The organism is Paraflavitalea pollutisoli (assembly GCF_029360705.1).
GTDB classification, from domain to species: Bacteria; Bacteroidota; Bacteroidia; order Chitinophagales; family Chitinophagaceae; genus Paraflavitalea; species Paraflavitalea pollutisoli.
In genome coordinates this window covers 1,845,305-1,857,493 of the sequence record NZ_JARKMX010000008.1, presented here as the reverse complement: position 1 = coordinate 1,857,493, position 12,189 = coordinate 1,845,305, and the positions used below count along the sequence as shown (strand labels likewise).

The following is a 12,189-nucleotide window of genomic DNA, read 5'->3' as shown; positions in this document are numbered from 1 at the left end:
ATAACCGTGTACACCTGATGTTGGGCCTGCGGTACAACCGTACGGTTCGTGGTACAGCATTCACGGCTTTGTCGCCTGCGCCTGGAGCCTTACTGGAGTATGGATGCTGCTGTAGGTTATACGATCGGTAGCTTCTTTACGCGCTTCAACGTAACCAACCTCACCGATCAACGTGGATACCTGGCACGCAGCGGCCTGTATGAGTCTATGTGGGGGCGTCGCGCTATCCTGAGTGTAGGCGTTAAATTTTAACGATCACGACCTGGGTACATATTTGAGCAGTACCAGTCCAGATGCATATTGTTTAGATTCCGTCAAGGAAAGATCGAGGCTGCCTGTAGCGTAAAAGTTCGGGCGGCCTTTTTCTAATACGACCGGTACGATCCTCAGGTGGTATTCATCGATGAGGTTGGCTTTCATGAGCGACTGTGATAGGGAGATACTTCCCCATAACACCATATTCTTTCCGGGTTGTTGTTTGAGTCGTTGAACGGCAGCTACCGCATCGCCCGGCTCAATGGTGGCAGCTGGCCATTGGCCCCAGGGAGCTGCTTGCAGTGTTTTAGAGAAAACGATCTTGGGTATGCTGTTGAGCTTGTCGGCAACGATCTGTTCGTCGTTAGACGCTGAAGGCCAGAATTCCACAAACATTTTATAGGTATTGGCGCCCAGGAGGATAGTGTCGAATTGCTGCATTTCTGTCAACAAGTCATCGTCGGAGGTGGCACTGTATACGGGCGATTCAAAGAATTGTGTGGTGCCGGCAGCATCGGCGGCCATGGCATCCAGCGACATGAATTGCTGGAAGATGAGTTTTCGCATGGTGATCGTTTTACGGGAAAGCCGGCAAAAATGAGACCATCTGCGTAGAGGAGCACTAACAAAGGGGCCTGATCGCCGAAGACGATCAGGCCCCTTTTATGTATAGCGCATGGTTTAGTTTAGCCGCAGGGAGGCTGGGCCAAACTCTTCAAAGTGAATATGCTGGTGGTCGATACCCCGGCTGGTGAGGTATTCAACATGTTTTTTGATGAAGGGTGCTGGTCCGCAGATATAGTATTTTGCTTCGCTGTCGAGCGTTTCTGCCGGCAATTTTTGCAGATCGACAAAACCCGGATGTGCCCAGCTTTGGCCTGCGTGGTGGTCGTAAAACAGGTGCAGGCTAATGTGGGCATGCTGATCATCCCATTGGCTCACCTGCTCCTGGAAAGCGTGTACGTCTTCATTGCGACAGCCATGCACCCAGGTAATGGGTTGGTTACTGCCAGACTGGATCAGGCTTTCGAGCATGCTGACGAGCGGTGTTTGTCCTACGCCGCCGCTGATAAAAACTACCGGCTTTTCTGCTATCGGCTGTAATACAAAACTTCCGGCGGGGGCAGACACTTCGATGATGTCCCCTTCCTGTACGACGTTGTGCAGGCGATTGCTGATCATACCGTCGGGATGATGGCTACCGATTTCCTTTTTAACCGAGATGCGATAATAAGCTCCATTGGGTGCGGCAGATAAGCTGTATTGGCGAGGCTGTACCAGGTTGATCTCTGGCAGGAATAACCGAACGCTCACGTACTGGCCGGGTGTAAAGCTGGCCACGGGACCACCATCAGAAGGGTACAGATAAAAGGAGGTGATCTCTGCCGACTCCCGCACTTTGCGTTTCAACACGAAGGGGCGCCAGCCTGTCCAGCCACCCTGCTTTGCGGTTTGCGCCTGGTAGAGCCCAGCTTCGTGACCCGACATGATCTGGGCCAATTGTTTATAGGCGGCCGTCCAGGCATCGAGCAACGCTGGGGTAGCGGCTTCACCCAGTACTTCTCCTATGGCGGCGATCAGGTGCCTGCCGACGATCTGGTAGTGTTCGGGCCGTATGTCGAGGCTGGTATGCTTTTGCCCGATAGAATCGATCTCGGGCAATAATACGGTGGGGTTTTCGATGTGTTCCGCATAGGCGAGCACGGCGAGTGCCAGTGCGGTTTGTTGTTTGCTGTTTTGTTGATTACCCATGTTGAATACATGCTTCAGTTCGGGGTTATGGGTAAACATACGTTTGTAAAAATGTGATGTCAGCAACACGCCATGTTCTCTCAATATGGGTACGGTAGCCGTCACCAGTTCCTGCTGTGCAGTGGTCATCATGTGATGGTATTTTAGATGAATAATAGTATATAAAGACCTTTTTATCCTTTATTAAGGAAAATAAAAAGCGTTTACTTTTTTAGCGATAGCGTTCCTTTCAGCAATTCCTTGTTGAATTGGCCAATCGTGGTGGTGGTCATCATGTGTGCCAGTTGGTTGCGTACTTTCTTAAATTCTTTGTGCAGTGGGCAGGGATTTTTCTCCGAGCATTGGGTAAGGCCCATACCACATCCGCTGAATACTTCATCGCCATCCAATGCCTTGACGATATCGGCCAGGGGGCGTTGCAGGCTGGGTGTTTCCAGGAAGAATCCGCCATTGGGTCCTTTAATGGATTGTATCACTCCTTTGCGACTGAGGTCTTGCAGTATTTTGGCCAGAAAAGACTCGGGTGTATCTACTGCAGCAGCGATCTCTTTGATGCCCACACGCGATCCGTCGGTCGTGCGATGGGCGATGTACAATACCGCCCGTATTCCGTATTCACATGTTTTTGAAAATACCCCCATGGAGCTTTATCGGGTTATTAGAGTGCAAAGATAAGGGGTAATCCTTAATAAAGGATGATTTTATCTTTTATTATGAATTCGTTGGTGGAGGGGGTGATTCACGAATCGAACCGACCGAATATTCGCCTGATCAGGTCGTTGATCTTGTTGCTTTCTTTTTGGATAACCGTTTGCTGGTCCTTCAGGGTGTGAGGGTCGGCGGACTGTACGGCATGTTGCATGTTGTCAGCTGCTGTTGCGATGGTGTGCAGCGGCATTCTTATTTGCGTGATCATGTCTTCGATGGCTTTGCTTTTACGGGCGTTGAAAAGCTGCTGTTGCCGGTGTCCCCAATGCCAGGCAAATCCAAGGATCGTGACCAACAGCAATGTAAGGGTTACAGCGGCTGCGATGACCCAATTCATGCCCTGCAGTACAATAGACCTGGCATTGGGGATGGTGATCGTCAGGCGGTCGGCTACGGGTTGTAATCCGTCTTTTTCATCGAGCATGTGTACAAAAGTGTGGTTGGCAGTAGGTTCCCGCTGAAGTTGTAAGAAATGACGGGAAGTCAGCTGCTGGTTAGCCATGACGACCTGGTATTCAAAAGGGACTTTACCAAGCTCCCGGGCGGAGAAGCTTTGCTGCATCGTGTTTTTGATGATCGAATCGCTTTCTTTGGCCTGGAGGGGGAGGCCCCGGAGTTGCTGGGTAGCCGTGGTCATGGCCATCGAAATATTGGTCCTGAACTGCTCCCATTTCTTTCGTTGTAAGGATTGGACCCAACTGTATTGCAGGATGACGTAACCAGTGATCAGGATACTGAAGAAGATGATTTGTAGTCGTGTAGCATTTCTCCCCATGGTAAGCGTATTGCGGTCCACTACCAATTTAACCTTTAGCAGGGGCGGGAAGTGCCTGAACGCGGGATTTTAACTAAGTTTTAGGTGTTGGAGGTGTCGTGTTACCGGGTCGGTACGGCATACCGCTGAGTAAGCCACTATTCTGAATTATCTTGCCCTGAAATAATGAGGATATGATGACGGAGAAACAAAAAATGATCAGTGGGCAGCCTTATCTATCAGCTGATGATGAATTGGTGCAAGAACGGGAAGCTGCCAGCCAGCGCTTGTTTGAGGTGGCGGCGATTCCGCCCGCCAGAAAAGCGGAACGCTATGCATTGTTGAGGAGGCTGCTGGGTAGCACGGGTGACAATTTCACCATAGAGCGAAATTTTCATTGTGACTACGGGTATAATATTTACGTCGGGGAGAATTTCTATGCCAACGTGAACTGCACGATCCTGGATTGCGCAGCGGTGCGCATCGGCGACAACGTGTTGCTGGCACCTAACGTTGGTATTTATACCGCCGGTCATCCTTTGGAGGCAGGGCCCCGCGTGGCAGGTGTGGAGTTTGCTTATCCGGTTACCATTGGCAACAACGTGTGGATTGGTGGTAACAGTGTTTTGTTGCCGGGTGTAACGATTGGCGACAACACGGTGATTGGCGCCGGCAGTGTGGTGACGAAATCCATTCCTGCCAATGTGGTTGCAGTGGGTAATCCCTGCCGTGTGATCAGGAGTTTGGTGAAGTAGTGGCAGTTGGCTGCGGGGAAATACGGTTTATCATTGGCGAAATATCGTAAACAGTTAAGCGTCGGTTTTTTTCATGGTCCATGGAGTAATTCCTATTTTCATCATATCATATATGATGTTGTAAAAAGGATCGATCCTGTCTTCATTAACCAATTAAAGTTTTATCATGAAAACCAGGATTTTTCTCATTGCCGTATTGTTTGCTGTTACTACTGCCTTTTATCCCGCCGCTCCGGCTGCTTCCAGCGTCAAGTCGGGTACCGCACTAAAAAAGAAAGTATGGAAGAATTATTGCGGAAACATCAGTGCCGGTTGCAACGGCAATATTGAAGTAAAGATCGCCAGTGATCTTTCGACCGCATACCTGCTTGGTCTTACGGTGAATGGTGTGCCGCTTAGTTTCAGCACGGTCTCTATATCTCCGGTAGCGGGTTCGCCGGGCGTGTTTGCTGTAAACGTCAACTACACTTGTAATGGTGTATTGACCAATTACACAGGTGGCGCCTATACAGCTGTTTGTCCATAAACTACCAACTTCGTATCGATACACAGGGCTTGCCAATGGGCAGGCCCTTTTGCTGTTATCCCAGTTTGACGGAAGTCATCGTCAGGGAACCGCCTACAGCTTTATCATTGAAAATCTCTACAGCGTCATTTTTGCCTTTTAATCCAAGCGTGTACAGTAAGGGCAGGTAGTGCTCGGGGGTAGGAATGGCGAGTTGCGCCTCTCTGCCCAATAGTTCGTATTGTATCAGGGGCCGGTGATCGCCGGTCGTAATGAAGTGTTTGAATTTTTCATTGAGCTGTAACGCCCAATCGTATCCATAGGAGGGTTGTTGCATTTTGTCCCAGGCAATCATGCGCAGGTTATGTACCATGTTGCCACTACCAACGATCAATACCCTTTTTTTGCGCAGGGCAAACATTTCCCGCGCAAGCTCATAATGGAATTGTGGTGGTTTGCTGTAATCGATACTTAGTTGTAGTACGGGGGTATTGGCCTCGGGATACATGTGGCGTATAATGGTCCAGGCGCCATGATCCAGGCCCCAGTCGTGGTCAAGTTCCACTTTAGCGGCCTGCAACAAGCCCGCTGTTTCAGCTGCCAGTGCAGGATGCCCCGGGGCTTTGTATTGTACATCGAACAAGGCCTTGGGAAATCCTCCGAAATCATGGATGGTTTTGGGGAAGTCCATGGCGGTTATTTTGGTGCCCTGTGTAAACCAATGTGCGGAGACGACGATCACCGCGGATGGAGTGGGTATCTCTTGTCCAAGGGCCTTCCATTTGGCCGAGAACGCATTGTTTTCAATACCATTCATGGGTGATCCGTGACCGATGAACAACACAGGCATCAGACTTTCCCGGACGGGAAGGGTGCCGGTAAACAGTTTCAGTTCATTGAATCCGGTAATGCCGGCCGCTCCCATCATCATTGTTTGTATAAAGTCTTTCCTTTCCATGATTGCTGACTACGAATTGATGTACTTGTTTGGGGGGGGCGTCAATACACCGGTATCGACCCCGATACCGGTGTAAGGTATTGCTGTGCACTTAGGGTTGTGTAAACTCGCCGTCGGCCTTGATGCGCACATCATCACTGACCAGGGTAGCAGGGAATTTGGTGCCGATGCCGAAGTCGGACCGCTTGATAGTACCTGTCAGGCGGAAGCCTGCGGTCGGTTTCTTGCTCATCGGGTTGGCGGTGGTCCCGCGGTATTCCAGGTCCATGATAACTGGTTTGGTAACGCCGTGGAGGGTCAGTTCGCCAGCAAGTTTATAAGTATTCTTAGCCCCTTTTTTAATAGAGGTACTCTTGAAGTTAAGTGCTGGATATTGCTCTACATCGAAGAAGTCGGCACTTCTCAGGTGATTGTCGCGCTGCTCGACGCGGGTGTCGATGGAGGCGGTTTTGGCGGTCAGGGTAAAGACCGCGTCGGTGAAATCCGGTTTGGTCGATTCGATACTCACTTCGAAGTCGCGGAAATAACCCGTAACGTCGTTGATGCCGAGGTGGGTGACAGTGAAGCCGAGCTGTGTGTGGGGAGGGTCATTCTTCCACAGGGAGTTGATGGCCGTAAAGGCTGACAGGGTGATAAAGGCCGCGGCAATGAGCATGAGCTTTTTCATGGTTCGTAGTTTTTATGTGTAATGAAATTGTCCAATTGCTGACGCAAAACTACCATGCCCGACTTCCCTGGCCATTGCTTTTGGTCAATAAATCGGGTTGATGTGGGGCAATAGGGAGGGGTTTGCTCCATTACTTGTGCAGGGAGATGCGTTTCCTGACACGGCTGAGGGTTTCGGGGGTGAGGCCGAGATAAGCAGCGATCATATGCTGGGGTACCCTTTCTGCAATATGGGGATAGAGGGCAATAAAGGCTTCGTAGCGATCCTCCAGGGTAGCGCTGATGGTGGACGTGAGGCGTTTTTGCATGGCCAGGTAAGCGCCTGTTATATTGAGCCGTGTAAAGGTCTCATACTTGGGTATTTGCAGCAACAGGGTGGCGTGTGCGGACTGACTGATCAGTACTACCTCGGTATCTTCTATGGCTTCGATGTTGTAGGTGGCCGGCTCGCCCGTGAGAAAGCTGTATAGATCGGAAATGACCCAGCCTTCCAGGGCAAACTGGATGATGTGTTCGCGACCGGTGTCGTCGATGCTGTAGGCACGCAAAAGGCCCTTTTCAACGAATGCGAGGTTTTTGCACACTTCGCCTTCCTGCAGCAGGTATTGCTTTTTACGCACCTTTTTGACGGTCAGGTGCTCCTGGAGTTGTGTGGATTCTGCAGCGGTAAGCGGCACCTTTTTATTGAATTGCTCCAGGAATTTTTCGAACATGTAGCTGGTTTGATGTGGTTACAAAGATGCAACTCTTTTTGGTCGTGGGGCAGTGGTTATAAGGTGATGGCTGGGGTGGTGAGATCATGGTAGAGCAGGATGACCCAGTTTTCTTCTTTGGCAGTTTTGATCCATTGCTGACGCCATTGACGGGCCTTGCTGCCGTCGTAATCGCTTTTGTAGGCCAGTCCGGGTTTGAGGTAGGATTTCTGCGGCAGGTTATCGGCTCCGTAGAAAACGGTCTGTGCTTCTTCGCGTATCCAGCAAACCTGGTGAAAGGGCGAGTGTCCGCCGGTGACGAGGTAACTAAGCTGGTCGGTAATATTTCCCTCATTGTCGTTGAGCCAGACCAGATTGGGCAGGGTAGGCAGCAGCCGGAGCATGGCGGGCCGGTAGGATGGGTTGTCGGTTTGTGTCAGGGCATAGTCGTATTCGCGCTGCTGCAGATAGACCTTGGCATGGGGGAAGCGGGGAACGAGCTCATCTTCCGCAACAAAAGTGCCGATGCCATCGAGATGGTCTTTGTGGAGGTGCGAGAGAAAGACGTGGGTGATCTGTTCGGGCGTCGTGTTTTCGCGCCGCAGGCATTCGGTGATGCCCGGGTTGCCAGGTTGATCATCGGGCAGGCCGGTGTCGAGCAATAGCTGGTCGTTGCCTATCTTAATCAGGAAGGGGTTGATGGCCATCTTCAGGCCCGTAGCAGGGTCAGTGGGATTGGCGATGGGCGTGAAGTGCTTGCGTTGATCGACCGAATAATTGCCTTCTCTGAGTGGTATGATCGTCATGGTATCTCTTTAATTGGGCTGTGATATAGATCCGGGGATGTGAAGGTACACTTTCTGCTGATCTATGCCGATACCTGGGTTTGACGTCTTGTTGTATGTTTTACTGTAATGCGCTGTACATCTCTGTGGCAGGCCACAGGTATGTGCTACGATAGCAGGTAAAATAAAGTCCCGACAGGCAATGGTACTATGACGACGTATAACCGACGATGGAAACAATAGCGATGAAAATGATGACCATGGCTGCCTGGTAGTAGCTCCAGAAGATACTCATGTCGTTTTCCTTTTCATACCGTGCTATGCAGATGATAAAGCCGACTACCGGTATCCAGTAAATGAGTTTATTATCCATGTTTTCCGTGTCTCTTAAAGTTACGTAATTATGGAATGTTGTTTCCGGGGGATTTGAGCCAAGATATCGCATACTCTTGCTGCGATCAGTAGTTGCTGGAGTGGCGTTGATACCGGGGAGCAATGGCCGCGGAAGTGGTGTACTCCTGCGGCCATTCATATTTTTGTACCGGTATTGGTCGTTGGGGTGCTTAGGGGTATAAAAGCACTAAACTGCTCGGATGCGCACCTGCTGGTGCTATCATGTGGCCTGTTGGAAGGGCGGATGCTGGTGTGCGAATTACCTCTTGGCGAGGGTTACTTCGGTAGCTACGGGGCCTTTCGGGCTTTTGCCTGGCCAGTAACTGACGAAGTCGTTTTCCTTAACTTGTGATGCCAGGTCGTTGACGTGGAAAAATACACGTTCCCTGGTGTCCGAGTCCTGAATAAATCCGAATCCTTTTGACTCGTTGAAGAAGGTAATGGTACCAGTATTGGGTGTATCCGGTTCTTTGTCTTCCTGTTTGGGAACACCGATCTGGATGTCCTCCTGGTTAAAGGTTTTTTTGATCCGGGGATCTAAAGGTTTGTTGGTCAGGTTGCCATTCTCGTCGAGGTAGGCCATCATGTCTTCAAGAGACTTAGGTTTTTCTTTGCCGGATTTGCGTTCATTCATCTTTTCCTTCTTATCCTGCTGTTTTTTCATGCGCTGCTTTTCGCGCTCTCTTTTTGAGAATGTTTCCTGTGATTTTCCCATATTTACTTTTTAGTGATGCCTGCCTTAGGCGTTATTTTTTATACTGTTATGTTGGAAGTTGTTATCCTGCGTCCTGTACGGTCGTCAGCTTAACAAACTCAGAGCCATTGAAAATACGTGCAAGACTAGTGTCTTTCGATTTCAGGTATTCCTTTACATTCGACTCATTGATAACACGCCAAAAGTTCTTGTCTTTCAGCTCAGTATAGTCATTGGTCTTAATAAAGATACCAGTGAAAGAGTTCCTGGTTTTGAAGCTAACTTTTACCTGATTGCGATCGAATTCGTTGCGTGTCAGGAAAGTATGAATCTGCTCGATGGTCATATACTAATTTAAATGAAGAAATAAGATTTTTTGCGCCAACTTATGACCTTGCCTTACCATATGTTGTAGCTACGATTACAGGTGTAGGGAGGAATATAAGGCTGTAAAGGTACGAATTTTACGGCAGATTTGAAGCATTGCTGCTTCGAATGCGTAAGTGGTTGATAATCTTGTGCTTTGGCGAAGGCTGTTGCTCCGGGCTCAGCCACTGGGGAGAAAGTTACCTATTTCACTTTGATCGATCTGGCTATGACAAATTGTGCCGTGACCACCGATTGGTTGAACCCGTGTGCTGCATTTGGCAGTAGGACGTATTTTTTCGCCGGTACCTGCAATTTGTCGAAATACCGGCGCGTGGTTTCTTTGGACGTGAGAATATCATGTTCGCCCTGTATCAGGTAGACGGGAATCTTGAAAACGGTATTGTCGCGCAGCAGATCGATGCCCGTGCGCATGGCTGATACGCCGAGTGGTTTGTCTCCAATAAAATGTACGAAGGAGTAATCGTCGCCCATTTCCCTGTTGCGCTCATCCTGTTCGTTACTGTACTCCTGGGTTTCTACAAACCACCCTGCGGGTGGCGGTGTGGAGCGGGCTGCTTCATATTTTTTCAGGATGCGGTACAGTTGACCAACGTTGCGGGCTCTTTCGTAAGGCGGGCGGCCCAGCATTTTCAGTTTGTCCAAAGCATCACGGTCATCTCTTCCCTTGGCGATCTTGTAGACTTTATTGAACAGCAGACTGTCGTTGTCGGGTTGTACGATCTGTGAATGGCCGATATAGGCATAGAACAGGTCTGGTCGTGCAGTGGCTACTTGCACGCCTAGTAAGGAACCCCAGGACGTACCTGCCAGTATGAGTTTGTCTTTTTTTAGTTGTTTGATCGCGTATTCCGCGACGGCAATACCATCTGCTGTCATTTGTGATAAGGTGAGCGGATGGTCGTGCAGGTACTCCAGTGTCAACTCCGCTGGTGCCACCTTGCCGAAAGTACGGGCGGTACCTCGCTGATCCCATTGGATCAATACAAAGTCTTTCTCCCAGGTCTTGTACACGTTATCGGCATAGGGCGTGATCGGACTACCGGGGCCACCATGAAAAAAGAGGATGGCAGGTTTGGTCGGATTGCCCTTGATCGTGATCCATTGCTCGCTGCCGTTGATGGTCACATATTTTTCTTCATGAAGATAATGCGTAGTGTCTTGCATGGATGGTGTTGCGGCTGCTGTATGGGCGAATGTGAGCTGTAGCAACAACAGGAGGCCGATGCTGAGGACGATGGTTTGGGGTGTCATGTTAGTCATTGTGTGCTCCGTCGAGGAAGTGTGTTTTCCGGATGCCGAGCTTTTGCATTTTTGAGATCAGGGTAGTATGGGGTAATTGTAGTTTGGCGGCAGCGCCAGAAGGGCCAGAGATGCGGCCGCCGGATAACCTTACTATTTTAAGGATATACTCCCGCTCCATATCGGCCAGCGACTGTACCTGATCGGCAGTACCGGGCAATAGTTCGTGGGCATTGCCGGGTAATTGTATGTCTTCGATGGTGGACGAGGTGGTCAGCAGTACCGTGCGTTCCAGCAGGTGTTCCAGCTCGCGGATATTGCCGGGCCAATGGTAAGCCAGTAGCTTTTTCATGGCCGCAGGCGCGATGCTGTCGAGTTGCTTTCCCATATTGCCTGCAAAGCGCTGCATAAAGCTATTGGCGAGCAGGGGGATGTCTTCGCGACGTTGACGCAGCGGTGGCAATTCGACGGGAAACACGTTGAGCCGATAATACAGGTCGTGGCGAAAGCGGCCGGCAGCTACTTCCTGCTGCAGGTTGCGGTTGGTGGCGGCGATGAGCCGTACATTGACCTTGATGGTGGCGTTCCCTCCGATGCGTTCGATCTCTTTTTCCTGCAGGGCCCGTAATATTTTAGCCTGTAGTTCGAGGGGCATTTCGCCGATCTCGTCCAGGAAGAGGGTGCTGTTGTTGGCCAGTTCGATCTTGCCGATCCTTCTTTCCAGGGCACCGGTGAAGCTGCCCTTTTCGTGACCAAACAGTTCGCTTTCGATGAGGTTGGCGGGCAGGGCAGCACAGTTCACTTTGATCATGAGCTGCTGGCTGCGGGAGGAGGCTGCATGGATGGCATGGGCGATCATCTCTTTGCCAGTGCCTGTTTCACCCAAAATGAGGACGGTGGTATCGGTGGGGGATACCTTGCTGACCCATTCCTGTATGGTTTGCATGGCGGCTGATTGGCCAATCATGCTGCCGGTAGCTGGTTGGTGCTTGCTGCGTTCTTCGCGCAGGTAGTTGTTTTCCTGTTCGAGTTGCCTGCGGTACTGGTCGATCTCCTGCAGTTGGGCTTCAATCTTTTCATTGGCCAGGATGTTGGAGATGCCACTGCCGAGCATGTCGGTGATGGCGCGCAACAGGTTGTACTGATCCCGCGTGAAGGAACCTTTTTGCCGGGCATAGAGATAAAGTAGTCCTTTGGGTTCTTTAGCGTGCATGATACGGGCGACGGCCATTTCGCGAATGCCACTGTTGTACCAATGATACACGTATTGCGGAGCGTTGCCCGTTTTGAGTACGGCATCCAGGTCGAAGATGAGGGGTGTTTCGGATGCGATGCCACGATCGAAGATGCCATCGTGCCAATCGTGTTTCTTTTGTATGATGGGGCTTTCGCCGGTCACGCTTGGTATGCTGTCTGGTGTACTGTACAGGAAGGGGGAATGTGTTTGGTCGTTGTCGTTGATGAGGCAGACGGTGTAATAGCTGGCGTGCAGTGTGCTCAGCAACTGATCGGTGAGTATTTCCCAGAGATCGGCACGGTTGCGGGCACCGGCTATGTTGTTGGCCAGGGTGAGCAGCAACTGGTATTGCTGTTCTTTGGTGTTGGCAGTGATTTCCTTGCTATCCTTCATGTGTCCTGCTGGT

The 12,189-nt window shown here is 50.5% G+C and carries 16 protein-coding genes; 3 read left to right on the top strand and 13 right to left on the bottom strand.

The genetic code is table 11. The features are described 5' to 3' along the window. The first annotated feature begins 48 nt into the window (after positions 1-48). A complete protein-coding gene (locus P2W70_RS21150) occupies positions 49-252 on the top strand; it encodes a TonB-dependent receptor (protein ID WP_276483517.1) in 204 nt (67 codons plus the stop codon). 3 nt (positions 253-255) lie between these two features. On the opposite strand, the gene P2W70_RS21145 is transcribed toward P2W70_RS21150, so the two are convergent. The 4 genes from P2W70_RS21145 to P2W70_RS21130 all read right to left on the bottom strand — a co-directional run bounded on the left by P2W70_RS21145 (position 256) and on the right by P2W70_RS21130 (position 3,490). Then, a complete protein-coding gene (locus tag P2W70_RS21145) occupies positions 256-822 on the bottom strand; it encodes a dihydrofolate reductase family protein (protein ID WP_276483516.1) in 567 nt (188 codons plus the stop codon). A 114-nt stretch (positions 823-936) separates the two neighbouring features. Beyond that, positions 937-2,139: an NO-inducible flavohemoprotein gene (hmpA, locus tag P2W70_RS21140; RefSeq protein WP_276483515.1), complete on the bottom strand. Its 1,203-nt coding sequence runs from the start codon at positions 2,137-2,139 to the stop codon at positions 937-939. Positions 2,140-2,210: 71 nt separating this feature from the next. Continuing rightward, the gene (locus P2W70_RS21135) at positions 2,211-2,648 is read right to left on the bottom strand and encodes an RrF2 family transcriptional regulator (RefSeq protein WP_276483514.1); all 438 of its coding nucleotides are present in this window, start codon (positions 2,646-2,648) and stop codon (positions 2,211-2,213) included. A 98-nt stretch (positions 2,649-2,746) separates the two neighbouring features. Next, the gene (locus tag P2W70_RS21130; RefSeq protein ID WP_276483513.1) at positions 2,747-3,490 is read right to left on the bottom strand and encodes a hypothetical protein; all 744 of its coding nucleotides are present in this window, start codon (positions 3,488-3,490) and stop codon (positions 2,747-2,749) included. A 173-nt stretch (positions 3,491-3,663) separates the two neighbouring features. Between P2W70_RS21130 and P2W70_RS21125 the strand changes: the two genes are divergently transcribed. Both P2W70_RS21125 and P2W70_RS21120 read left to right on the top strand, forming a co-directional pair. Further along, positions 3,664-4,224 (top strand): sugar O-acetyltransferase, encoded by a 561-nt coding sequence (locus P2W70_RS21125; protein ID WP_276483512.1) that lies wholly within the window; start codon positions 3,664-3,666, stop codon positions 4,222-4,224. Positions 4,225-4,390: 166 nt separating this feature from the next. Beyond that, on the top strand, positions 4,391-4,750 hold the full coding sequence (locus P2W70_RS21120) for a hypothetical protein (RefSeq protein ID WP_276483511.1): 360 nt from the start codon (positions 4,391-4,393) through the stop codon (positions 4,748-4,750). Between the two features lie 55 nt (positions 4,751-4,805). Here the strand turns inward: P2W70_RS21120 and ygiD are convergent, their stop codons facing one another. From ygiD to P2W70_RS21075, 9 genes are all read right to left on the bottom strand, one after another. Continuing rightward, positions 4,806-5,687, bottom strand: coding sequence for a 4,5-DOPA-extradiol-dioxygenase (gene ygiD, locus P2W70_RS21115; RefSeq protein ID WP_276483510.1), 882 nt, complete (start codon positions 5,685-5,687; stop codon positions 4,806-4,808). Between the two features lie 91 nt (positions 5,688-5,778). Then, on the bottom strand, positions 5,779-6,354 hold the full coding sequence (locus tag P2W70_RS21110) for a YceI family protein (protein ID WP_276483509.1): 576 nt from the start codon (positions 6,352-6,354) through the stop codon (positions 5,779-5,781). A gap of 130 nt (positions 6,355-6,484) precedes the next feature. After that, complete coding sequence (locus P2W70_RS21105; RefSeq protein WP_276483508.1) at positions 6,485-7,066, bottom strand: Crp/Fnr family transcriptional regulator; 582 nt, start codon at positions 7,064-7,066, stop codon at positions 6,485-6,487. A gap of 56 nt (positions 7,067-7,122) precedes the next feature. Then, positions 7,123-7,851: an MBL fold metallo-hydrolase gene (locus P2W70_RS21100; protein ID WP_276483507.1), complete on the bottom strand. Its 729-nt coding sequence runs from the start codon at positions 7,849-7,851 to the stop codon at positions 7,123-7,125. A gap of 187 nt (positions 7,852-8,038) precedes the next feature. Beyond that, positions 8,039-8,203, bottom strand: a complete 165-nt coding sequence (locus P2W70_RS21095; protein ID WP_276483506.1) for a hypothetical protein — start codon at positions 8,201-8,203, stop codon at positions 8,039-8,041. A gap of 279 nt (positions 8,204-8,482) precedes the next feature. Next, positions 8,483-8,938 (bottom strand): cold shock domain-containing protein, encoded by a 456-nt coding sequence (locus tag P2W70_RS21090; protein ID WP_276483505.1) that lies wholly within the window; start codon positions 8,936-8,938, stop codon positions 8,483-8,485. Positions 8,939-8,999: 61 nt separating this feature from the next. Next, positions 9,000-9,263, bottom strand: coding sequence for a short-chain dehydrogenase (locus tag P2W70_RS21085; protein WP_276483504.1), 264 nt, complete (start codon positions 9,261-9,263; stop codon positions 9,000-9,002). 224 nt (positions 9,264-9,487) lie between these two features. Then, positions 9,488-10,558 (bottom strand): alpha/beta hydrolase family protein, encoded by a 1,071-nt coding sequence (locus tag P2W70_RS21080; protein WP_276483503.1) that lies wholly within the window; start codon positions 10,556-10,558, stop codon positions 9,488-9,490. A 1-nt stretch (position 10,559) separates the two neighbouring features. Further along, positions 10,560-12,176: a sigma-54 interaction domain-containing protein gene (locus tag P2W70_RS21075; protein ID WP_276483502.1), complete on the bottom strand. Its 1,617-nt coding sequence runs from the start codon at positions 12,174-12,176 to the stop codon at positions 10,560-10,562. Positions 12,177-12,189 lie beyond the last annotated feature (13 nt).

Excerpts from the sequence above, each read along its gene's own strand:
- P2W70_RS21080 (WP_276483503.1), bottom strand. The coding sequence starts at position 10,558 with ATGACACCCCAAACCATCGTCCTCAGCATCGGCCTCCTGTTGTTGCTA.
- P2W70_RS21105 (WP_276483508.1), bottom strand. The coding sequence starts at position 7,066 with ATGTTCGAAAAATTCCTGGAGCAATTCAATAAAAAGGTGCCGCTTACC.
- P2W70_RS21110 (WP_276483509.1), bottom strand. The coding sequence starts at position 6,354 with ATGAAAAAGCTCATGCTCATTGCCGCGGCCTTTATCACCCTGTCAGCC.
- P2W70_RS21125 (WP_276483512.1), top strand. The coding sequence starts at position 3,664 with ATGATGACGGAGAAACAAAAAATGATCAGTGGGCAGCCTTATCTATCA.
- P2W70_RS21075 (WP_276483502.1), bottom strand. The coding sequence starts at position 12,176 with ATGAAGGATAGCAAGGAAATCACTGCCAACACCAAAGAACAGCAATAC.
- P2W70_RS21145 (WP_276483516.1), bottom strand. The coding sequence starts at position 822 with ATGCGAAAACTCATCTTCCAGCAATTCATGTCGCTGGATGCCATGGCC.
- hmpA (WP_276483515.1), bottom strand. The coding sequence starts at position 2,139 with ATGATGACCACTGCACAGCAGGAACTGGTGACGGCTACCGTACCCATA.
- P2W70_RS21090 (WP_276483505.1), bottom strand. The coding sequence starts at position 8,938 with ATGGGAAAATCACAGGAAACATTCTCAAAAAGAGAGCGCGAAAAGCAG.
- ygiD (WP_276483510.1), bottom strand. The coding sequence starts at position 5,687 with ATGGAAAGGAAAGACTTTATACAAACAATGATGATGGGAGCGGCCGGC.
- P2W70_RS21085 (WP_276483504.1), bottom strand. The coding sequence starts at position 9,263 with ATGACCATCGAGCAGATTCATACTTTCCTGACACGCAACGAATTCGAT.
- P2W70_RS21100 (WP_276483507.1), bottom strand. The coding sequence starts at position 7,851 with ATGACGATCATACCACTCAGAGAAGGCAATTATTCGGTCGATCAACGC.
- P2W70_RS21120 (WP_276483511.1), top strand. The coding sequence starts at position 4,391 with ATGAAAACCAGGATTTTTCTCATTGCCGTATTGTTTGCTGTTACTACT.
- P2W70_RS21130 (WP_276483513.1), bottom strand. The coding sequence starts at position 3,490 with ATGGGGAGAAATGCTACACGACTACAAATCATCTTCTTCAGTATCCTG.
- P2W70_RS21095 (WP_276483506.1), bottom strand. The coding sequence starts at position 8,203 with ATGGATAATAAACTCATTTACTGGATACCGGTAGTCGGCTTTATCATC.
- P2W70_RS21135 (WP_276483514.1), bottom strand. The coding sequence starts at position 2,648 with ATGGGGGTATTTTCAAAAACATGTGAATACGGAATACGGGCGGTATTG.